Raw genomic sequence first — 21,913 nt, forward strand, 5'->3', positions numbered from 1 at the left:
CGAAACGTACCCTCGGCAAGACAACCCTTGAAAATCGGCGCACGGCTTGCCAATTGGGGCAAACCAATCAAGGAGGTTTGCAACGCGATGAGTGAAGTCGAAATGTCCGTCGAAAAACATGTCTTCGAAGCCGATGTGGCGCGGTTGCTCCATTTGATGGTGCACTCGGTCTACTCGGACAAGAACATCTTCCTTCGCGAACTGATTTCGAATGCGGCAGATGCCTGCGAGAAGCTGCGTTACGAGGCGATCGTTGCGCCCGAGCTGCTCGGCAACGATCCCGCGCCACGCATCACGTTGACGCTGAACGAGGAAAAGGCCCGCCTCGTCGTCGAGGACAACGGCATTGGTATGAGCCGCGACGAACTGGTCGAATCCCTCGGCACTATCGCCCGTTCCGGCACGCGCGCCTTCATGGAGCGAATCGAAGCCGCTCAGGGCAAGGAAGGCGCGCAGCTCATCGGACAGTTTGGCGTCGGCTTCTACTCCGCCTTCATGGTCGCCGACAATGTCGAAGTCGTTTCTCGCCGTGCCGGCTCGGACAAGGCCTGGCATTGGACGTCCGACGGCAAGGGCAGCTATACGGTTTCCGCGGTCGAGCTCGCCGATGCGCCGGCGCGCGGCACACGGATCACGCTGCATCTCATGGATGACGCCAAGACGTACACGTCGCGCTGGACTGTCGAGCGGATCGTCAAGGATCAGTCCGGCCACGTGCCCGTGCCGATCTCGATCGTCGAGAAACCCGGCGACGAGCCCGCCCAGGTGGCCGACGGCACCGCGCTCTGGACCAAGCAGAAGAGCGAGATTTCCAAGGAAGACTATGCGGATTTCTACCGCAGCGTCGCCGGCCAGTATGACGAGCCGGCCGTGACCGTTCACTTCCGTGCCGAAGGGCGCCACGAATATACGGCACTCGCTTTCGTCCCGGGCTCCAAGCCTTTCGATCTTTTCGACCCGGACCGCAAAGGACGGATGAAGCTCTACGTCAAGCGCGTCTTCATCACTGACGAGGCGGAATTGCTGCCGCGCTACCTGCGCTTCGTGCGAGGGCTTATCGATACGGCCGATCTGCCGCTCAACGTCTCGCGTGAGATGATCCAGGAGAGCCCGCTGCTTGCCAGCATCCGCAAGGGGCTGACGAACCGGATTCTGACCAGCATCGAGAAGCTCGCGGAAAGCGAGCCGGAAGCCTTCGCCAAGGTTTGGGAAGACTTCGGCAGCGTCATAAAGGAAGGCATCTACGAGGATTTCGAACGGCGGGCACAGCTCATCGCGCTCTCACGCTTCCGCACCACCGCTTCGGACGACAAGCCGCGCGCCTTGGGCGACTACGTCAAGGACATGAAGGAAGGGCAGACGGCAATCTACTATCTCGCCGGCGACAACCTTGCGCAGCTGAAGGCATCGCCGCAGCTTGAAGGATTCCGTGCCCGCGGCGTCGAAGTGCTACTGCTCACCGATCCGGTCGACAGCTTCTGGGTGACCTCGGCGCCGGATTTCGAAGGCAAGCCGTTCAAGTCGATCACGCAAGGGGCCGCCGATCTCGCCGGTATCGCGAAGCAAGTGGCCGACGATACGACCTCCGAGGAGACGAGCCAGACCGTCGCCGATTTCGTGACCTTTGCCAAGGCGGCGCTCGGCGACGCGGTCTCTGACGTGAGGACCTCGGAGCGGCTGACGGAAAGCGCGGTCTGCCTTGTTGCGCCGGAGCACGGACCGGATCGCCAGCTTGAGAAAATGCTGCAGGGAGCCGGCCGCATCGACAGCGCGGCAAGACCGATCCTGGAGATCAATCCCGGCCACGCGCTGATCACGGCCCTTGCCGCCTGCCCGACTGAGGACGGGGTCTTCCGCGAAGATGCGGTGAAGCTTCTGCTCGACCAGGCACGCGTGCTCGACGGCGACAAGCCGGAGGATCCGCGCGCCTTTGCTGAGCGGCTCTCACGCGTCTTCAGCCGAGCTTTGAAGAGTTAAGAAACTTAGCGGTTATGCCCCTCATCCGGCCTGCCAGCCACCCTTCTCCCGTAAGCAGGGCGAAGGGCCCCGCGGCAGCGCCAGCGCCAAAAATCCCCTCGCCCCGCTTGCGGGGAGAGGGCTAGGGTGAGGGGCAAAAGCCGCAAACCCGCAACGTGAAGCCGAGTCGGTCTCAGCCTTTTGCTTTCGGGACGGCCATGCCAATCTCGGCCAGCACTTCCGTCGTGTGCTCCCCAAGCCGGGGCACGCCGCGCTCAAGCGAGAGCGACGCGCCTGAGAAGCGAAGCGGCGTCCTGACGCCCGGCGAAGTACCGGCCGCCGCGCCGGCATGCGGCGTGTCCACCCGCATCTGGCGATGGAGGATCTGGGGATCGGCGAAGACGTCGGCGACCGTGTTGATCGGGCCGCCCGGCACGCCCATGGCTTCGAGCTTGGCCAGAAGCGCATCCCGCGTAAACTTCGCCGTTTCCGCAGCCAAATCCGGCGTAAGGCTGTCGCGATGATGAACCCTGCCAGCGTTGGTCAGGTAACGCGGGTCTGTCGCAAGCTCGGGGCGGCCGAGCACGTCGCAGAACTTGACGAATTGCCGGTCGTTTCCGACCGCGACGATCAAATGGCCGTCAGCGGTCGGAAAGACCTGGTAGGGCGCGATGTTCGGATGGGCGTTGCCGAGGCGACGCGGCGCCTTGCCGGAGACGAGAAAATTCAGCGCCTGATTGGCAAGCACGCCGGTCATGCAATCGAGCAATGCCATGTCGATCTGCTGCCCCTCGCCCGTGCGTTCGCGCTGCGCGAGTGCCGCCTGCACCGCGATTACACCGTAGAGCCCGGTAAAGATGTCGGCAAAGGCGACGCCGATCTTCTGCGGTTCGCCATCCGGCTCACCGGTCAGATCCATGATGCCGCTCATGCCCTGAACGATGTAGTCGTAACCGGCGCGGTGAGCATAGGGCCCATCCTGGCCGAAACCGGTCACTGAACAATAGATGAGCCGCGGATTGATCTTTCGGAGGCTCTCGTAGTCGAGCCCGTATTTGGCGAGACCGCCTACCTTGAAGTTTTCGAGGAGGACGTCGGATTGCGCCGCCAGCCGGCGCACCGCCTCCTGCCCTTCCTCCGTCGTGAAGTCGAGCACGACCGATCGCTTGCCCCGGTTGCAGGCATGAAAATAGGCGGCGTCGAGCTTCTCGCCACCCTCGCCCTCCACAAAGGGCGGCCCCCAGGTTCGCGTATCGTCGCCGGCCGGGCTCTCGACCTTGATCACGTCGGCTCCAAGATCGGCGAGCGTCTGGCCGATCCAGGGGCCAGCCAGAATGCGGGCGAGTTCGAGAACGCGAATGCCCTTCAGTGGGGTTTCCATGGCGGCAACGCTCAGAAGAAGGCCTGGAGCCCGGTCTGGGCGCGGCCGAGGATCAGGGCGTGGACGTCGTGCGTGCCCTCGTAGGTGTTGACCGTTTCCAGGTTCAGCATATGGCGCATGACCTGATACTCCTCGGAAATTCCGTTGCCGCCGTGCATGTCGCGCGCCATGCGGGCGATATCCAGCGCCTTGCCGCAGTTGTTGCGCTTGACGATCGAGATCATCTCCGGAGCCATCCGGCCCTCGTCCATCAGCCGGCCGACACGGAGCGATCCCTGCAGACCCAACGTAATCTCGGTCTGCATGTCCGCGAGCTTCTTCTGGAAGAGCTGGGTCTGCGCTAGCGGGCGGTTGAACTGCTTGCGGTCGAGCCCGTATTGACGCGCCGCGTGCCAGCAGAATTCGGCGGCACCCAACGCTCCCCAGGAGATGCCGTAGCGGGCGCGATTAAGGCAGCCGAAGGGACCCTTGAGCCCATCGACGTTCGGCAGCAGCGCGTCCTCGCCAACCTCGACATTGTCGAGAACGATCTCACCCGTGATCGATGCGCGAAGCGAAAGCTTGCCAGCGATCTTCGGTGCCGAGAGCCCCTTCCTGCCCTTTTCCAGCACGAAGCCGCGGATCGCGTTTCCATGAGCCTCCGACTTCGCCCAGACGACGAAGACGTCAGCGAGCGGAGCGTTGGAAATCCACATCTTCGAGCCGATCAGCCGATAGCCGCCATCGGTCTTTATCGCCCGTGTCTTCATGCCAGCCGGATCGGAACCCGCATCCGGCTCCGTCAGACCGAAGCAGCCGATCCATTCGCCGCTGATAAGCTTCGGCAGATATTCCTGCTTCTGATCCTCGGAGCCGTAGGCGAAGATCGGATAGATGACGAGCGACGATTGGACGCTCATCATCGAACGATAGCCGGAATCGACGCGCTCGATTTCGCGGGCGACGAGGCCGTAGGAGACGTAGGAGGCGCCGACGCCGCCATAGGTGTCCGGCACGGTGACGCCGAGCAGGCCGAGTTCACCCATCTCCCGGAAGATCGTTGGGTCGGTCTTCTCCTCCCGATAGGCCTCGATCACACGCGGCTGCAGCTTCTCCTGAGCGTAGGCGCGTGCCGTATCGCGGATCATCCGCTCGTCCTCGCTCAATTGGTCCTCGAGCAGGAACGGATCGTCCCATTGGAACTGGATCTTTTCGGCCATGTCTCTCTCCCGTCGTATTTTTCCGCCTGTGGTTATGGCAAGCGGGATCATCGGTTTCAAACGAAATTGAGACACTGACTCATGCGCCTGCGGAATGGACCTTGCGTCCGAGGCGGTTCTGCTGATTATTCGCAAACGCGATACAGAGCTCGACACCCCCGCCGCCATGACCAACAATCGCCTCGAACGTTTTGCCCATAATCTCGATTGGAATCTGCTGCGCACCTTCGTCGTCGTCGTCGAGGAGGGCAGCATCACGGCAGCGGCCAACCGGCTGCTTCTGCAGCAGCCGGCCGTCAGCATGGCGTTGAAGCGGCTGGAACAGACCGTCGGGCAGAAACTGATCGACCGTCGACCGGGCCGGTTCGATCTCACCGAAGCAGGCGAGAAATTGCACGGCCAGTGCCGGGACATCTTTGCGGCGGTGATCCGCCTGCCAAATGTTCTGGAGACCGCTGGGGAAGAGGTGACCGGTCATCTCAACATTCATGCGGTAAGCCATGCGCATAATCCGGCCTGGGATCGGAAGCTCGAAACTTTTTTCCGCCTGCATCCGAAAGTGACGATCTCGATCACTATAGCGACGACCGTCGATGTGCTCAGCGCCGTCGAGCGCAACATTGCGACCATGGGCCTTTGCGACGGGGTGATCCCCGACGGATTGAACAAGAGCTTCCATATTCGCGAGCGCTACGCACTTTATTGCGGACGCGGACATCCGCTGTTCGGCGTTGAAGGCATCGATTTCAACGACCTGCGCGGCAACCCGTATATTGCTTTCATTGCCGACGTGCTGGGCGGGCAGCACATGAATTCGGTGACCGCCGTTCGCGCGATCGGCTCCTTCGGCCAGCAGGTTCGGGGCGTTTCCTGCAATGTCGAGGAGGTCATGCGGCTGATTTCGGCGAATGTCGGTATCGGCATGCTGCCCGTTCACCTCGCAGGCCCGGGAGTCAAGGCCGGGCAGCTGTGGCAGTTGCCGCCCTACAGCGACCTTCCCACAACGGATGTCTTTCGTATCTCGAACCCGAACTCGATACTTAATCCGGCGGAAGCCGCCTTTCTCGCCCATGTCTCGGACACTGAACCGCTGGATCACTGCCTACCGCATCATCAGGATTGATAACGGCATTTCCCGCTATAAATTTGAACGCCGCTTCTAGCCTCCTTATGGTCCGCGCGAAGGACGTGAGGAGCCGGAAATATGCGGAAATACGATGTCGTTATCATCGGCGGCGGAATTGCGGGATTGTCGCTTGCCTATTTCCTTAGCCCGCATCGCTCGGCTGCCGTCATCGAACGGGAAGACGCGCTCGGTTACCACAGCACCGGTCGCTCAGCCGCAGAATTCGTACTGAGGTACAACGCGCCGGAAGTGTGCGCGCTGGCGGGGATTTCCAAGGTCTTCTTCGACCGGCCGCCGCAGGGCTTCACGGACGTGCCGCTCTTGAAGCAGCGCGGCGGCGTCATGATCGCGAGCGCCGACAAAGTCGAACGGTTCGAAACAGTTCTGGCCGCGGAACGCGCGTTCACGCCGGAAATCGAACGCGTGACCCCCGCGGAGGCAATCGCTCGCGTCCCGATCCTCAAGCCTGATTATGTCGCTGCCGCTTACTTTGACCCGAACTTCTGGGACATCGAGGTGGAGAACCTGCTCCAGGGCTACGTCAAGGGCGCCCGCCGCAACGGATGCGACATCCTGGAACGCCATGAAGTCTTGTCGGCCGAACGCGATGGAACTGCCTGGGTCCTCACGACGTCCGCTGGTGAAATCAGCGCAAAAGTTGTGGTCAACGCCGCCGGCGCCTGGGCCGATCCGGTCGCCGCGCTCTTCGGGGTCGACCCGATCGGCATTCTCCCGCATCGGCGTACCGCCATCACCGTCGATCTTCCGGATGGCGTCGACGCGGGAACCTTGCCGGAAATCAACGAGATAGACGAGGATTTTTACATGAAGCCGGAAGGCGGCCGACTGCTCGCCTCTCCTGCTGACGCCACGCCTTGCGAGCCATCCGATGTCCAGCCGGAGGAGATCGACGTTGCCTGGGCAGCACACTACGTGGAAGAAGCCACTACCATCTCCGTTCGACGGATCGCCAAGAGCTGGGCGGGCCTGCGCAGTTTTTCCGCCGACAAGCTGCCCGTCGTCGGTTTTGCATCAGGGCGTTCGGACTTCTTCTGGCTTGCCGGCCAGGGCGGCTACGGTATTCTCACCTCGCCGGCGCTCGGAGCGCTCGCTGCCAGCCAACTCGCGGGCGCCCCCCTGCTCGAAGAGTTCAGGATCGAAGCGCTTGATCCTCGGGCTTTCTCCCCCGCCCGCTTCCCTAAGTAGGCGCATAAACGGGAAAGCCGCGGGAGGGTATGCGCGGCAACAGTGTGGTCGCAGCGATGTTGTACAAAGAACGCGTTTATCTGCAATGCGCATCGTTTCGGCATGTTTTGAAGCGCGCGATCCGGGCCGGAAAACCGTTGCGCACGTTGTCTGGAATTGCTTCAGATGTCGGAAAGCCCCTCTTCTTCGACGTCGTTGGCGCCCAGCGCCACAAATTGATCCAACAACCACGAAGCGGCCGGTCCCGGCGGCGTGTCGCGCCGCCAGACGCCGGCGAAGCGATAGATTCCACCCTTGTGATCAGGCATATCGAGCCGCAAGAGCGTACCGCTTTCCAGGTCGGGCCGGACCAGAGGCAGGGGCATGTTGCCCCAGCCGATCCTCTGGCGTAGCAGCGCATGCTTGGCGCCGAGGTCGGCGAGCCGCCAGGTCCGAGGACTGAGCACGGCAAAATCCTGCCCCTCGGTGAAGAGTGAACGATCAGTCAAGACGAGTTGGACGTGATTTCGCGCCTCTCCTGGCTCGATCCTTTCCATGCGCCCGAGCGGATGGTCGGGCGCGGCCACCGGAATCATGGGCACCGACCCGGCTGCGATGCACTCCACTCCCTCGACGCCCACCGCCAGCGGGCCGGAAATCCCGATCACCGCCTTGCGCTCAAGCACGGCCGCGGTGACCGCGCCGAGGGCTTCGACATGCAGGCACAGCGACACCGTGCGAAACGTTTCGGCAAAGGCGTGCAATACCTTTCCGAGCCTTTCCGCTGGCAGCATCACGTCGACCGCGATGTCCACCTCCGCCTCCAAACCGTCGAGCAGTCCCTTCACCTTGGCGCGCAGGCCGTCGAGGCCGTGCGCGAGTGCCCGCGCTTCCGCGAGCACGGTTCGCCCTGCGGCCATCAATTTGGGCTTGCGCGTGCCTTCGCGCTCGAACAACTCGATGCCGAGTTGCGCCTCCAGATTGGCGATGCCGTAGCTGATGACGGAGACGGCACGGTTGAGCCGACGGGCTGCGCCCGCAAAACTTCCGGCATCGACCACGGCCAGGAACACCCGAAGCTGCTCGAAAGTCGGTGTGCCGGGATTAGACATAGTTCAACTTTCTCGAACAAATATGTCTCAAATATCCCACTATCTAAGCAAGCCCACGAGCCTGTATACACGGTCCACGATGGCGAGGCGGCGAGAAAACAGCAGCGCCGGAGCATAAGGAGATCTGTCGTGATCGCGCTGAGACCCTCCGCTGGTTACCACCGCAAAGGCTTCCGGCCGCACCCCCACCCCAATCGCGAATGCGCGATGACGGACGACGTGCGGGTGGTAACCGCCTGTGTCTTCGCCGCGTATTCGGACCTCAACCCGAAGGGGTAACGGGGAAGCCCTTCCAGATCCTGATCATCTCCACCCGCCATGAAGAGGCGCAGCGCTGCGCAACCGCTCGCAGCTAGCTTTGTCGCTGGGCTCCGGTGGCGCTGACAAAAAAAGGAGGAAACTCATGCCAATCGGACCGCAAGTGACCGTACTTCGATCAGAATCCATGTCGGTTGCCCATGTTCGGAGCGATCACGTCGGCAAGCATGAGAGCATCGCAATCCCGAATTCGGACTCATTCAGCACCATCGTTCAACTTCGCCCGTTCAAGGATCACCGTTTGTGGCGAAACGGGCGGCTGGTGCATGATGGAGGCCACGCGCAGGGGGCATTGTCGATCACAGATCTTGCCGAGGACTGGCGCTGCGAGCACCGCTCACAATTCGACAACATGCGATTTGCGATCGATCGCAAGGTCCTGCAGGCGTTTTTGCGGGATAACGGAAAAGGCGGGCTCGCCCGCCTCAAATGCGAGCCCGGCCAGATCGACCCGGTGGTGCACCATCTTGCCCAAGCGCTCCTGCCTGCTCTTTCAGATCCGCAGAACGCCGACAGCCTGTATGTAGACCACGCCCTGCTTGCCTTGCAGGCCCATCTCGTAAGCCGCTACGGCGGCGTCGACCTCGCCTCCGTTCAGCCGCACGGCCTTTCCAAACATCAACTGACTGCCGCGACGGCCTATCTTGCGGAGCATGCGTCACGCAAAATCGCGATGACGGAGATCGCATCGATCTGCGGCCTGTCCACAAGCCACTTCATTCGGGCATTCAAGAAATCGACCGGGCGCACGCCGCATCGCTGGCTGACCGAACACCGAATCCAAAAAGCGAAAAGCCTGCTCCTGGGAGAGACACCCATAGCAGAGATCGCCGTCAGTTGCGGGTTTGCGGATCAAAGCCATCTGACCCACGTATTCTCGGCCATCTGCGATGTTTCGCCAGCCGCTTGGCGACGCATGCAGCGCAAATGACGTTCACCCGTTCGGCGATCTCTTATCCTCTTGTCATGCCGAGAACGGTCAAGATGCCATATGAGTTTTGCGCCGGAGGCGTCTCCGAACCGGCTGCCCGCTGAGCTGCGTTCTCCCGCCCCCTCCTCGATCGTCGGAGCCTAGTCTTGGCTAAGCTCGAACACATGGTGATGGATGTGTCCGTCGAACATCTCCAGCAGGCCCTTGGTCATCTCACGGCTCTGGTAGCGCACAGGTGATTCCAGAGCCTGCGCCAGAGCTTCGCGATCATCGTAGGCGGTGGAAAGGATCATCGCGAACGGCGTCGCTCCCGCATCGCGCTCCACGGCATGGAGAACCCGGACTTCCCGAACGCCCGGAAAGGCCTCCCAAAGCGGCATCAGCTTCTCGGCCACGTAGGCACGGAATGCCCCTTCCTGGCCAGGATGAACCGCGCCCTCGAAAAGGGCTTGACGAACAATCATGATGGTCCCCGCTTCAGTTGACGATATTCGGCGATTTTCCGCCGGCGAAATGGGCGGCGAGATTCGCAAGCACGAGTTGCCCCATGGCTATGCGCGTCTCGACCGTCGCGCTGCCCTGATGCGGCATGAGCACGGTATTCGGCGTCGAATAGAATTCGCTGCGGATCTTCGGCTCGTTGACGAAGACGTCGAGCCCCGCGCCCGCGATCGTTCCGGACCGCAGCGCCCCGATCAAGGCGTCCTCGTCGATGACGCTGCCGCGCGCGACGTTTATGACGATGCCCTGGCGGCCGAGTGCTTCAAGCACGGAGGCGTCGACGATGTTCTGGGTTGCGGCACTCGCCGCCACGCAGACGGCGAGCACATCGCTGTCGCGGGCGAGATCGACTGGGCTTTGATGAGCCACCCACTTGACGTTGGTCAGCCTGGAGCGGTTCCAGTAGCGCACCGACATGCCGAAGGCCTCCGCGCGGAACGCCAATGCGCGCCCGATCTGCCCAAGGCCGAGCACGCCGATCCGCTTGCCTTTCGGGCTATGGCCGAGCGGCAATTGTTCGCCCGCCGCCCAGCGGCCTTCCCGCACCAGCCTGTCACCTTCGCCGAGCCGGCGCAGGACCGCAAGCGTCAGCGCGATACCCAAGTCCGCAACGTCGTCGGTGAGCACACCCGGCGTCGTCGTTACATCGATGTTGCGGCTGCGCGCATAGGCAAGATCCACCTTGTCTGTGCCGACCCCGTTGATCGCGATGATCCCAAGTGAAGGAAGCTTCTCGATCCAGTCATTGGACAGACCCGAACCGCCGCCGGTGGCAACCGCGCGAATGGAAGAAAGCGCGGCGTCGAGCGCCGGCCGGTCGCTGGCCTCATAGAGCCTGTGGACCGTATAATCCCGGTAAAGCTCCTCCATGACGAGCGGCATCATTGGCTCTACGAGCAACAAGTCTGGTTTCACGTCTAAACTCCAACTATTGCATGTCGCCAAAAAGCCCGCATCGCTTCGGCCCAACAACATGCATTGAAAACAAAGACTTGAAGCGCGTCGAATTCGCTTGAATGCGACCCGCTTCAGCTGAGTGCGCCGTCCGTCAGGAGATCTGGCCGAGGAAGAATCGTGTGCGCTCGTGTTGCGGGGCGCTGAAGAAAGTATCGGGCGTTGCGACTTCGAGGATTTCGCCGCGATCCATGAACACGACGCGATCGGCTACGCTTCGCGCGAAGCCCATCTCATGCGTCACGCACAGCATGGTCATGCCTTCGTTCGCGAGATCCACCATGGTGTCCAGTACTTCCTTCACCATTTCCGGATCGAGCGCCGAAGTCGGCTCGTCGAAAAGCATGATCTTCGGATTCATGCAGAGCGCTCGCGCGATCGCCACGCGCTGCTGCTGTCCGCCTGAAAGCTGAGCCGGATATTTCGCCGCCTGCTCGGGGATGCGCACGCGCCTGAGAAATTTCATGGCAGTCTCTTCGGCTTCGGCTTTCGTGATGCCGCGCACTTTCATCGGAGCGAGCGTGCAGTTCTCGAGTACCGTCATATGGGGAAACAGATTGAACTGCTGAAAGACCATGCCGGTCTCCTGGCGGATCAGATCGACATTCTTTCCACCGGCGGTCAGGTTATGTCCATCGACGACGATCCTGCCCGAATGAATGGTCTCGAGCTGGTTGATGCAGCGGATCATCGTCGACTTGCCGGAGCCCGAAGGTCCGCAAATGACGATCCGTTCGCCACGGCCAACGGTCAGGTTGACGTTCTTCAGGGCATGAAAGGACCCATACCACTTGTTCACGTCCTCCATGCGCACGGCCGGATCAGAAGCCCCGCGCGCACCGGGGGAGGAGGCGATTTCGCTTACCATGTTCATCGCGAGGGGCTCCCGTTTTCTTATTTCGCTTTGGTCACGAAGTCCGGCAGCGGAGAACCAAGCCATTTCTGGTGGATGGCGTTGAGCTGACCGTCCGTCTTAACCTTATCGAGGAAGGCGTTGACGAAGCTCAGCATCTCGCTCGATCCCTTGCGGACGGCGATGCCCTGAACCTGCTGATTCAAGATGAGCTTCTGGTTGAACCGCCCGGGAGCGGCCGCCTCGATCTGCTGGGCGACGACATTGGACACGCCGATCAGCTCGACCTGGCCGGAAAGCAATGCCTGCACCGCACTGGCATCGTCGTCAAAACGCTGGATGTTCGCGTCCGACGGCGCGATCTTGGTGACCGCCGTGTCCTGCGTGCTGGCGCGCGCCACGCCGATCGTCTTGCCGGCCAGATCTTCCGGTTTTGCGACCGCCTGATCCTGGGCGCCGAACACGCCGATCGAGATGCCGGCGTAAGGTTGGGAGAAATCGACGTTCTTGGCACGCTCTTCGGTGATGCCCAGTGAAGCGACGAGCAGGTCCACCTGATTGCTCTGCAGATAGGGGATGCGGTTCGGGCCGGTCACGGGCACGATCGTCACTTCGACCCCGAGTTCCTTGGCAAGCAATTTCGCGACGTCCGCGTCATAGCCGTCCGGATTGTTGCTCGCGTCCATAATCCCGAACGGCGGAAAATCGACCAGCATTCCGACCTTGACCGTCCCGGCCGACTTGATGGCCTCCACCGTCTGCGCGGCAGCGGGGGACACGAAACCGGCAAGAAGTGCAGCGCCAAGAACCGACATTGCCATGCGTCTCGATATATTCATTCTTCCTTCCCTTTCACATGCCGGCCCTCCCGCCGGTGGGGCCCGTCAACGTGCCGTTGCGCGGGAAAAACGGGTTTCCATGCGACGTGCGACCAGCGACAACGGCCAACACAAGAGGAAATAGATAGCAGCCACCGTGCCGAAGACGAGAAATGGGCTGAACGTCGCATTGTTGATGATCTGCCCTTGCCGGGTCAGTTCGGTGAAGCCGATGATCGACGCGAGCGACGTGCCCTTTATCAGCTGGACCAGGAAGCCGACGGTCGGCGCGACCGCGATGCGGCTTGCTTGGGGCAGGATCACGTGGCGCATGGAATGATAATAGCGCAGGCCAAGCGCCGTCGCGGCCTCGCCCTGCCCTTTCGGCACGGCCTCGATGCAGCCGCGCCAGATCTCGCCGAGAAAGGCGCTGGCGTGAAGCGCGAGCGCTATCGTCGCGGCGATCCAGGGATTGATCGCAAAGCCGAATATTCATGCCAAAGAACACCAGGAAAAGCTGCATCAGCAGCGGCGTTCCCTGGAAGACACGGATGAAACCAGTGGCGAAGAGACGGAATGCGCGTATGTCGGCCACACGCATCAACGCCACCAAAAGCCCGCCGATGCTGCCGCCTGCAAAGGCGATTGCGGAAAGCGCAATCGTCCATTGCGCCGCCATAACAATCACAAGGAACTCGTTCCAGCCGAAGACTCTGATCATGGCAGCGCTCCTCAGCGGCTGAGCGGGTATTTGAAGGCCATTTTCTCGACCGCGTAAAACAGCACGGAGAAGCCGACCGACAAAGCGAGATAGATCAAGGTGACCGCGATATAGACCTCGAAGCTCGCGAAGCTCGCGGACTGGAGGTCGTTTCCGGCGGCGGCCAAGTCATCCGCGGAGATGACAGACACGACACTGGTATTCAGCATCAGGTAGATGAACTGGCTGGTGAGCGCAGGATAGACGGTCCGCAAGGCCGGCTTCATGATGACGTAGCGAAAGATCTGCGCCCTCGACAGGCCCAAGGCCCACCCCGCCTCCACTTGGCCCTTGTGAATCGACTCGATGCCGGCACGGATGATCTCCGTGCCATAGGCGCCGAAATTGACGACGAGCGCCAAGAGCGCCGCACTGTTCGGCGACAGCCTCAGACCAAGCGACGGCATGCCGAAGAAGATGAAGAAGATCTGCACGAGGAAAGGCGTATTGCGGATGATCTCGATATAGCCGTCGATTACGGTACGCAGGATCTTCGGCCCGGACGTCTTTCCCCAAGCGCAGGCGATGGAGACGACAAGACCGATCAGCATGGCGGCGCACGACAGGCGGACCGTCAGCCAGGCACCGACGAGCAACTGGTCGAAGGACGCCAGGACAGGTGTGAAATTGAATTCGTACATGCCGGGACCTCCTCCCAAACCACCGAGACGGACGTCGCGCCTCCCCGCGTTCACGTCACTTAGATCGATCTAAAATGTTTCCCGGCGGGCGTCAACCGCGGTGATCGTCAAATTTTCAGGTGGGTCGGCCGCAGGATTGGCGGATGTGCAAGGTCGTGTCGTTCACCACACGGCGCGGCGGCAGGGCCGGATCGGCGATCCGTTCGACGAGGAGTCGTGCCGCCATTTCGCCGATGGCGACGGGGCCGGTCGAAACCGAAGTAAGTCTTGGGCGGATCGCCTCGGCGTCCGCCACGTCGTCGAAGCCGATCAGGGACAGGTCGCGGCCGATCGTCAGTCCACAATCCTGAAGTCCCGCAGAAAGCCCCAGGGCCACAAGGTGATTGAAGCATATCACGGCGGTCGGCCGTGTCGCCCGGTCAAAAAGAAGATGGGTCGCCTTGGCGATTTCACCGAGCTGCGTCGGAAAGCGGATCAGGACGCGCGGATCGAGACCACGCGACAGCATGGCGTCGCGAAATCCATCCACGCGTTCCTGATAGGCCGAGTGAACAGGGCCATGGACGGCAAAGGCAATTCTCTCGTGGCCGAGCGAGGCGAGATAGTCCACCGCCTGGCGCATCCCTGTTGCGTAGTCGGCTCCAACATAATCCATATCGAAGGAGATGTGGCGCAGCACTTGCACCACCGGCATGCCCCAATCGGCTATCTGCTCGGAGAGCGTCGATTCGGTGCGGGCGGCAGGGCAGAGAATGACCCCGTCCACGCCGTGTTCACGCATGCGCCGCAGCAGCATTTCCTGTTGTTCGACTCGATCCCCGCTTTTGGCGAGAATGACCACCTTGCCGGTCGCGCCGATGATTTCCTCGATGCCCGACAGGAGCTCCGCGAAGAAGGGATTGGTTAGATTTGGGACGATGGCGCCGATGATCTGGCTGCGTTCGACGCGCAGGCGAGCGGCGCCGATATTGTAGACATAACCCAGGTCACGCATCGCCTCTTCGACGCGCATGCGCGTCTCGCTGCCGACCAGCGGGCTCTTGCGAAGGACCAGAGAGGCGGTCGCGCGGGAGACGTTTGCATGTCGCGCAACATCGAGGAGCGTAACGCGAGTTTTTTTTCGTTCTTCGGAAGACATTGAATACCGATGGGAAAGGAATGCGTGGAGAGGACTATAGGTGGACAACGAGGACCGGGCAAACGCTGTTCGATTTCCAGCAAATGGGAAGCGCTCGCCGCACATCGCGTTTCAAGAGATATCGCCTTGATCGGGGAGGAAATTCGCCGCGCGTGCCAATAGCTGCAACGTGCACGGCCATCGTCGTGTCGGTACTCTGATAGCTCCACCCGGTCGCGAACACATCTCCTTCCCGGGCGTCTTTGACTTGTCATGCTAAGCTATTTGAATGAGCTGTGCGAAGGTCAATGAAGAAACATCACCCGGCCGAGCAATTTTCGACAATGAGCGCAGTGATCTACAATCCGCATCCTCTCGCACGTACTAGGTTGTGCCCAGTCCGGTAACTTTATGGAGGTCTCTATGCCGACGAACGCCACGCCGACTCCTGGTTCTCTTCTGATATCACCGAATGATCACACGCTGATCATGATCGATTTTCAGTCGCAAATGGCCTTTGCGACGAAATCGATCGACGCGGTATTGCTGCGTAACAACGCCGCGCTCGTGGCGCATGCCGCTGCCGGCTTTGGTGTATCCACCATTTTGACGACCGTCGCCGAGAAAACCTTCTCGGGCCCGATGTTCGGCGAGATCACCGATGCCTTTCCGGGCCAGGCGCTGCTCGACCGCACCTCGATGAATACCTGGGAGGACGCGGCTGTCATCAACGAGGTCAATGCCATCGGCAAGCAGCGGCTGGTCTTCTGCGGACTGTGGACCTCCGTCTGCATTGTCGGACCGACGCTCTCGGCGCTTGACCAGGGCTTCGAGGTCTATGTGATCGCCGATGCCTGCGGCGACGTTTCGGATGAAGCGCACGAGCGCGCCATGGATCGCATGGTTCAGGCTGGCGTCCGGCCGATGACCTCGCTGCAATACATGCTGGAACTGCAACGCGATTGGGCCCGCACCGAGACCTACGAGATGACGACCGGCATCGCCAAGAAGTTCGGCGGCTCCTATGGCCTTGGCATCATCTACGCCAAGAGCATGTTCGGCGCGTCCGAAGGCCACTGAAGCCTTCCAGAACCAGGCTAGAGCAATTCCAGGAAGAGCGTGTAACGGTTTTCCGTCCGGAATTGCGCAGCTTCAAAGAGTCAGAGCCGTTCCGTCCGCGCGCGGAACGGCGCCTCTCGCGGAAAGGACCATGCCTTTGAAAATGTACCTGCTGTCGCTTGGCGCCGGGGTGCTCGTGGGCGTCATTTACGGCCTGCTCAACGTTCGCTCGCCGGCCCCGCCGGTTATCGCGCTGGTGGGCCTCCTGGGCATCCTCATCGGCGAACAGGCCGTCCCAGTCGTCAAACGCCTGATATCGGGCAATCCCGTGAACGTTTCCTGGTTCAACAGCCGCTGTGTCCCGCACCTTTTCGGGGAACTGCCGACCGGGGTCGATCATAAGGGTGTGCCCGATCAGCCGCCGACGCGGGGGATTGGCTGATGCCGACCCGGCGCGGCTTTCTGGGAGCAGCCTCAGCCCTCGCGCTCCCCAACCTGTTTTCGCCGGCGCGCGCCGCCGATTCCGCTTCGATATCAGGAGACAAGCCAATGAGCGCCGATCTGATCCTATACAACGGTTTGCTGACAACGCTCGACCGCACGAATCCGAACGCGACGGCCGCCGCGATCCAGGACGGCAAGTTCCTCGCCGTCGGGCAGGATGCGGAGGTGATGGCGCTTGCCGGGCCTGACACCAAGGTCGTCAATCTCAAGGGCAAGCGCGTGCTGCCGGGTCTGAATGATAATCACACCCACGTCGTGCGCGGTGGCCTGAACTATAATATGGAGCTGCGCTGGGACGGCGTGCGCTCGCTCGCCGATGCGATGAGCATGCTGAAGCGGCAGGTTGCGATCACGCCGCCGCCGCAATGGGTGCGCGTCGTCGGAGGTTTCACCGAGCACCAGTTCGCTGAAAAACGGCTGCCGACGATCGAAGAGATCAACGCGATCGCCCCCGATACACCGGTATTCCTGCTGCATCTCTACGACCGCGCCCTGCTCAACGCCGCCGCACTTCGCGCGGTAGGCTTCAACAAGGAGACGCCGAACCCTCCGGGCGGCGAGATCACTCGTGATGCCAAGGGCAATCCCACGGGTCTCCTGCTCGCCAAACCGAATGCGGGCATTCTCTATTCGACGCTTGCCAAGGGGCCGAAGCTCCCCTTCGAGTATCAGGTCAATTCGACGCGCCGCTTCATGCGGGAGCTCAACCGCCTCGGGGTCACCAGCGTCATCGATGCGGGCGGCGGCTTCCAGAATTACCCCGATGACTACGCCGTCATCCAGAAGCTCGCCGACGAAGGGCAGATGACGGTGCGGCTTGCCTACAATCTGTTCACGCAGAAGCCGAAGGAGGAGAAGGAGGACTTCCTCAAATGGACGTCATCCGTCAAATACAAGCAGGGCGACGACTTCTTCCGGCACAATGGTGCGGGCGAGATGCTGGTCTTCTCGGCCGCCGACTTCGAGGATTTCCGCGAGCCACGCCCCGACTTGCCGCCCGAAATGGAAGGCGAGCTCGAGGAGGTGGTGCGGATACTCGCCCAGAACCGCTGGCCGTGGCGGCTGCACGCCACCTATGACGAGACGATCAGCCGCGCGCTCGATGTCTTCGAGAAGGTCAACCAGGACATTCCGCTTTCCGGCATCAACTGGTTCTTCGATCACGCCGAGACGATCTCCGACCAGTCGATCGACCGGATCGCGGCACTCGGCGGCGGCATCGCCGTGCAGCACCGCATGGCCTATCAGGGCGAATATTTTGTCGAGCGCTATGGCCACGGCGCCGCGGAAGCGACACCGCCGGTGGCAAAGATGCTCGAAAAGGGCGTGAATGTCTCGGCCGGTACGGATGCGACGCGCGTCGCCTCCTACAATCCCTGGGTCTCGCTCTCGTGGATGGTGACCGGCAAGACCGTCGGCGGCATGCAGCTCTATCCGCGCCAGAATTGCCTCGACCGCGAAACGGCACTCCGCATGTGGACCGAGAAGGTGCAATGGTTCTCCAACGAGGAGGGCAAGAAGGGCCGCATCGAGAAGGGCCAATTCGCTGACCTGATCGTGCCGAGCAAGGACTATTTCACCTGCGCGGAGGATGAGATTTCGTTCCTCACCTCAGAGCTTACCATGGTTGCCGGGAAGATCGTCTACGCGGCGGGTGATTTCGCGCGCCACGACGAAAGCCCGGTGCCGCCGGCGATGCCCGAGTGGTCGCCGGTCAGGACCTTCGGCGGCTATGCGGCCTGGGGCGAGCCGGATGGCGCTGGCAGGAACTCCCTACGGCGAGCCGCGATCAGCTCTTGCGGTTGCTCCAGCAGTTGCGGCGTGCATGGCCACGACCATGCCGGCGCTTGGACGTCACGCCTGCCCGTCGCCGACCTCAAGGGCTTCTTCGGCGCTCTCGGTTGCTCGTGCTGGGCCGTGTGAAGAGAGGGAAAGGGACTTCATGTCACCAAGGTGCCGTAAGGATCAAAAATGAAGAACATCGCCAGTGCAGCCGCGATAACGGCAGTCTCAATCTCAATCAGCTCATCGATCGCTCTCGGCCATGACCTGGCCCAATCAAGGGCCAGTCCCCGCCACCCGTGGGCGAAAGTCGTCGTGAACCATCCGCTGCCGAAGCATGGCGCCTATTACAAAGGGGTATCCCGGACAGCCCTACACAAAATTGAAAGGCTGCTCGAGAAGGAGCCCAGACGATGAGCCTGTCTTCCCTCGAGAACCATCTGACCGCCCGCTTTCGGCCGGGCCTCCCCGGCAGACGGATCCTGTTCGTCGGCCTGCTGGCGCTCTGCTCGGCCTATATCCAGGGACCGCTGACGAAGATATTCGACTTTCCGGGTGCGGTCGCCGAAATGGAGCATTTCGGCCTGCATCCGGCGCCGCTTTTCGCCGTCGGCGTGATCGTCTTCGAGCTGTCGATGTCCGCATTCATCCTTGCCGGCATCTTGCGCTGGGCGGCCGCGCTTGCGCTTGCCGTCTTCACGCTCGCCGCGACCTTCATCGCGCTTCGCTTCTGGGAATTGCCGCCGGGCATGGAACGCTCGATGGCGATGAACGGCTTCTTCGAACACATCGGGCTCGTTGGCGCGTTCACTCTGGTGGCATGGCACGACCTGCGTGAACATGGCGCATCCGGAAAGGGACGGACTTCATGAGTTCTCCATCTGCAACCCCGACGGCTGGCGGGTTCACGCCGCTACGCCAGAAGACCTTTGCCATTCTCTGGGTGGCGACCATTGTCGGCAACACTGGCAGCTTCATCCGCGATGTCGCAAGCTCATGGCTCGTCACCGACCTCTCGAACGCACCCGCCGCCGTCGCGGCGGTGCAGGCGGCGGGAACGCTTCCGATCTTCCTCCTCGCGATCCCTGCAGGGGTACTGTCGGACATTCTCGACCGCCGCAAGTTCTTGATCATCATCCAGCTCCTGCTGGCCGCAGCCAGCGTCTGCCTCATGTTGCTGTCTGCGATGGGGCTGCAGACTGTCACGTCTCTGATTGCGCTCACCTTCGTCGGCGGTATTGGAGCGGCGCTGATGGCGCCGACCTGGCAGGCCATCGTTCCCGAACTCGTCCCAAAGCAGGATCTCAAAGGTGCCGTAGCGCTCAACTCGCTCGGCATCAACATCTCCCGGGCGATCGGCCCGGCAGTCGGTGGCCTTCTGCTTGCCTGGTTCGGCGCTGCCTTTACCTACGGCGTGGACGTCATCAGCTATATTTTCGTAATCGCAGCCCTCGTTTGGTGGAGGCGCGCGCCCGATGTCGACGACGGCTTGTCCGAACGCTTCTTCGGCGCTTTCCGCGCTGGTCTGCGCTATGCGAGGGCGAGCAGAGAGCTGCATGTCGTACTTCTCCGGGCGGCTGCATTCTTCGCTTTCTCGAGTTCTGTCTGGGCGCTCCTGCCGCTGGTCGCGCGAAATCTTCTCCACGGAGACGCCGGTTTCTACGGTGTCTTGCTTGGCGCGGTCGGCGCCGGTGCCATCGGCGGTGCGCTCGTCATGCCGAAACTTCGCGCAAGGCTCGATGCGGACGCGCTGATGCTCGGTTCGGCGCTCGTCACGGCTGCCGTGATGGCTGGCTTGTCCTTCGCGCCGCCTCGGTCGGTCGCGATTCTGGCCCTGCTTGCGCTGGGAGCCGCCTGGATCACTGCGCTGACAACACTGAACGGGGCCGCACAATCGATCCTGCCGAACTGGGTTCGGGGACGTTCGCTCGCCGTCTATCTCACGGTATTCAACGGTGCGATGACGGCCGGAAGCCTCGCCTGGGGTGCCATCGCGGAGATCGCCGGCGTTCCGACGACCCTTGTCCTCGGCGCCGTCGGACTTTCCCTGGCCGGCCTCATGTTTCATCTCGTCAAGCTGCCAAAGGGCGAGGTGGACCTGGTGGCGTCCAACCACTGGCCGGAACCTCTCACGGCGGCTTCCGTCGAACATGATCGCGGTCCCGTGCTCGTTACGATCGAATATCAGGTCGACAAAGACGACCGGAGCGACTTTCTGAAGGCGCTCGCCGAGCTATCTGGAGAGCGTCGCCGCGATGGCGCCTATGGCTGGGGCGTCACCGAGGACGCCGCCGATCCAGATAGAATCGTCGAGTGGTTCATGGTCGAATCCTGGGCCGAGCACCTTCGCCAGCACCGGCGCGTCTCGAAAGCCGATGCCGACGTTCAGCAGGAGGTCCGCCGCTTCCACAAGGGGCTCAAGGCGCCCGTGGTGAACCATTTGTTGGCGATAAATCTTCCCCATCTCGGCCGCACCTGAACGCGCGCATCGTACGCGGCGCGGACGCTTTATCCAAAAGACAAACGGAACCGACAAGATGGATCGGGAGCAGCCCTTTAGGTTTTGAGCTGCGATGGATGACGGGCAGAGCGCCACTACCACCGTGGTCTAGCCCGCGTCCGCATCGCTTCAATAATGGCTAGGAGAGAGAATGATGACCACTCGCAGATCGGTACTCAAGGGCACGCTTTCCCTCATGCTGGCCGCGTCAGCGATGACGACGCTTGCGCCGCTCGGCGCGGCGGCGAAGGCGCCGCAAGTCAAGACCGCTGCCCCAGGCTACTACCGCATGATGCTGGGCGACTTCGAAATCACCGCGCTTTCCGACGGGACGGCGAAGTTTCCGGCAGAGACCCTCTATATTGGTGCCAAAGACCAGATCGCCGCCATGCTCACGAAGGCGTTTCTCGACTCGCCAGTCGAGCTGTCGGTCAATGTCTTTCTGGTCAACACAAATGAGCGGTTGGTGATGATCGATGCAGGCACCGGTGACTTCTTTGGCCCGACGCTCGGTAAGCTCATTCCGAACCTCGTCGCCGCTGGCTACCAGCCAGAGCAGATCGACGACATCATCCTGACCCACGCCCACGTGGATCACCTGGGCGGTCTCGTGGCAGGCGACAGGATCGTCTTCCCCAATGCCACGGTCCACCTCAACAGTCGCGACGCCGATTTCTGGCTGAGTGCCGCCAACCGCGACGCCGCGCCGGAGGCGAAAAAGGACTTGTTCTCCGCTGCCGTCAAGGCACTTGCGCCCTACCGCAATGCCGGCCGACTGAAGACCTTTGCGGACGGGGCCGAACCGGTGCCGGGCTTCAAGTCGACCCTGCGTGCCGGCCACACTCTAGGCCACAGCGCCATCACCGTCGAAAGCAAGGGCCAGAAGCTGGTGTTCTGGGGCGATATCACCCATGGCGACGTCGTCCAATTCGACGAACCGGACGTGACGATCGGCTTCGATGAGGACCCGGCGGCGGCCGCAAGCGCGCGCGATGCCGCCTTCGCCGAAGCCGTCAAGGAGGGCTACCTTGTTGCTGGCGCCCATATTCGTTTCCCCGGCATCGGCCATGTCGGCACGGACAGCGACAATTTCGACTGGGTCCCTCTGAATTATAGCGTGACACCCTGATCCGCGGCTTTGGCGCCGCCGCTTCCGGACGCGCGCCGAAAGAGCCTCTGTATTTCTCCCATGATCGCGATCGCGGCCGGCGCCTTC

At 61.9% G+C, this 21,913-nt stretch carries 19 protein-coding genes and 1 pseudogene; 10 read left to right on the forward strand and 10 right to left on the reverse strand.

From position 1 onward, the window contains the following. The first annotated feature begins 87 nt into the window (after nt 1–87). The gene (gene htpG / locus QN219_RS17595; protein WP_284001050.1) at nt 88–1,977 is read left to right on the forward strand and encodes a molecular chaperone HtpG; all 1,890 of its coding nucleotides are present in this window, start codon (nt 88–90) and stop codon (nt 1,975–1,977) included. 172 nt (nt 1,978–2,149) lie between these two features. On the opposite strand, the gene QN219_RS17600 is transcribed toward htpG, so the two are convergent. Together QN219_RS17600 and QN219_RS17605 are read right to left on the reverse strand one after the other, a co-directional pair. After that, on the reverse strand, nt 2,150–3,337 hold the full coding sequence (locus tag QN219_RS17600) for a CaiB/BaiF CoA-transferase family protein (RefSeq protein WP_284001052.1): 1,188 nt from the start codon (nt 3,335–3,337) through the stop codon (nt 2,150–2,152). An 11-nt stretch (nt 3,338–3,348) separates the two neighbouring features. After that, a complete protein-coding gene (locus tag QN219_RS17605) occupies nt 3,349–4,536 on the reverse strand; it encodes an acyl-CoA dehydrogenase (protein WP_284001054.1) in 1,188 nt (395 codons plus the stop codon). 166 nt (nt 4,537–4,702) lie between these two features. Here QN219_RS17605 and QN219_RS17610 point away from each other — a divergent pair, with 166 nt between their 5' ends. Then, nucleotides 4,703–5,659: a LysR family transcriptional regulator gene (locus QN219_RS17610; protein ID WP_309486599.1), complete on the forward strand. Its 957-nt coding sequence runs from the start codon at nt 4,703–4,705 to the stop codon at nt 5,657–5,659. Nucleotides 5,660–5,740: 81 nt separating this feature from the next. Further along, nucleotides 5,741–6,868, forward strand: a complete 1,128-nt coding sequence (locus tag QN219_RS17615) for an FAD-binding oxidoreductase (protein WP_284001058.1) — start codon at nt 5,741–5,743, stop codon at nt 6,866–6,868. 161 nt (nt 6,869–7,029) lie between these two features. On the opposite strand, the gene QN219_RS17620 is transcribed toward QN219_RS17615, so the two are convergent. Next, nucleotides 7,030–7,959 carry a LysR family transcriptional regulator gene (locus QN219_RS17620; RefSeq protein WP_284001060.1) on the reverse strand — a complete coding sequence of 310 codons (930 nt, stop codon included), beginning with the start codon at nt 7,957–7,959 and terminating at the stop codon, nt 7,030–7,032. Nucleotides 7,960–8,317: 358 nt separating this feature from the next. Between QN219_RS17620 and QN219_RS17625 the strand changes: the two genes are divergently transcribed. Further along, nucleotides 8,318–9,208 carry an AraC family transcriptional regulator gene (locus QN219_RS17625; RefSeq protein ID WP_284001062.1) on the forward strand — a complete coding sequence of 297 codons (891 nt, stop codon included), beginning with the start codon at nt 8,318–8,320 and terminating at the stop codon, nt 9,206–9,208. A 140-nt stretch (nt 9,209–9,348) separates the two neighbouring features. On the opposite strand, the gene QN219_RS17630 is transcribed toward QN219_RS17625, so the two are convergent. The 7 genes and pseudogenes from QN219_RS17630 to QN219_RS17660 form a co-directional block, all read right to left on the reverse strand. Further along, nucleotides 9,349–9,672 (reverse strand): EthD family reductase, encoded by a 324-nt coding sequence (locus QN219_RS17630; RefSeq protein ID WP_284001064.1) that lies wholly within the window; start codon nt 9,670–9,672, stop codon nt 9,349–9,351. A gap of 13 nt (nt 9,673–9,685) precedes the next feature. Beyond that, nucleotides 9,686–10,594, reverse strand: coding sequence for a 2-hydroxyacid dehydrogenase (locus QN219_RS17635; RefSeq protein WP_284001133.1), 909 nt, complete (start codon nt 10,592–10,594; stop codon nt 9,686–9,688). 163 nt (nt 10,595–10,757) lie between these two features. Continuing rightward, the gene (locus tag QN219_RS17640) at nt 10,758–11,537 is read right to left on the reverse strand and encodes an amino acid ABC transporter ATP-binding protein (RefSeq protein WP_284001066.1); all 780 of its coding nucleotides are present in this window, start codon (nt 11,535–11,537) and stop codon (nt 10,758–10,760) included. A gap of 20 nt (nt 11,538–11,557) precedes the next feature. Next, nucleotides 11,558–12,355: a transporter substrate-binding domain-containing protein gene (locus QN219_RS17645; protein WP_284001067.1), complete on the reverse strand. Its 798-nt coding sequence runs from the start codon at nt 12,353–12,355 to the stop codon at nt 11,558–11,560. 45 nt (nt 12,356–12,400) lie between these two features. Further along, a pseudogene (locus tag QN219_RS17650) lies at nt 12,401–13,055 on the reverse strand (amino acid ABC transporter permease). A gap of 11 nt (nt 13,056–13,066) precedes the next feature. Beyond that, a complete protein-coding gene (locus QN219_RS17655; protein ID WP_284001068.1) occupies nt 13,067–13,735 on the reverse strand; it encodes an amino acid ABC transporter permease in 669 nt (222 codons plus the stop codon). A gap of 115 nt (nt 13,736–13,850) precedes the next feature. Next, nucleotides 13,851–14,873, reverse strand: a complete 1,023-nt coding sequence (locus tag QN219_RS17660; protein WP_284001069.1) for a LacI family DNA-binding transcriptional regulator — start codon at nt 14,871–14,873, stop codon at nt 13,851–13,853. Between the two features lie 402 nt (nt 14,874–15,275). Between QN219_RS17660 and QN219_RS17665 the strand changes: the two genes are divergently transcribed. The 6 genes from QN219_RS17665 to QN219_RS17690 all read left to right on the forward strand — a co-directional run bounded on the left by QN219_RS17665 (nt 15,276) and on the right by QN219_RS17690 (nt 21,826). Continuing rightward, the gene (locus QN219_RS17665; protein WP_284001070.1) at nt 15,276–15,932 is read left to right on the forward strand and encodes a hydrolase; all 657 of its coding nucleotides are present in this window, start codon (nt 15,276–15,278) and stop codon (nt 15,930–15,932) included. Nucleotides 15,933–16,068: 136 nt separating this feature from the next. Continuing rightward, the gene (locus QN219_RS17670) at nt 16,069–16,353 is read left to right on the forward strand and encodes a XapX domain-containing protein (RefSeq protein WP_284001135.1); all 285 of its coding nucleotides are present in this window, start codon (nt 16,069–16,071) and stop codon (nt 16,351–16,353) included. Further along, complete coding sequence (locus QN219_RS17675; protein ID WP_284001071.1) at nt 16,353–18,338, forward strand: amidohydrolase; 1,986 nt, start codon at nt 16,353–16,355, stop codon at nt 18,336–18,338. Before QN219_RS17670 ends, QN219_RS17675 begins: the two co-directional genes overlap by 1 nt. Nucleotides 18,339–18,610: 272 nt before the next feature. Continuing rightward, nucleotides 18,611–19,069 carry a DoxX family protein gene (locus QN219_RS17680; RefSeq protein ID WP_284001072.1) on the forward strand — a complete coding sequence of 153 codons (459 nt, stop codon included), beginning with the start codon at nt 18,611–18,613 and terminating at the stop codon, nt 19,067–19,069. Next, complete coding sequence (locus QN219_RS17685; protein ID WP_284001073.1) at nt 19,066–20,676, forward strand: MFS transporter; 1,611 nt, start codon at nt 19,066–19,068, stop codon at nt 20,674–20,676. Before QN219_RS17680 ends, QN219_RS17685 begins: the two co-directional genes overlap by 4 nt. Nucleotides 20,677–20,851: 175 nt before the next feature. Beyond that, a complete protein-coding gene (locus QN219_RS17690) occupies nt 20,852–21,826 on the forward strand; it encodes an MBL fold metallo-hydrolase (protein ID WP_284001074.1) in 975 nt (324 codons plus the stop codon). Nucleotides 21,827–21,913: the final 87 nt, after the last annotated feature.

It is taken from the genome of Sinorhizobium sp. 8-89 (genome assembly GCF_030124325.1).
In the GTDB taxonomy this organism is placed as follows: Bacteria; Pseudomonadota; Alphaproteobacteria; order Rhizobiales; family Rhizobiaceae; genus Sinorhizobium.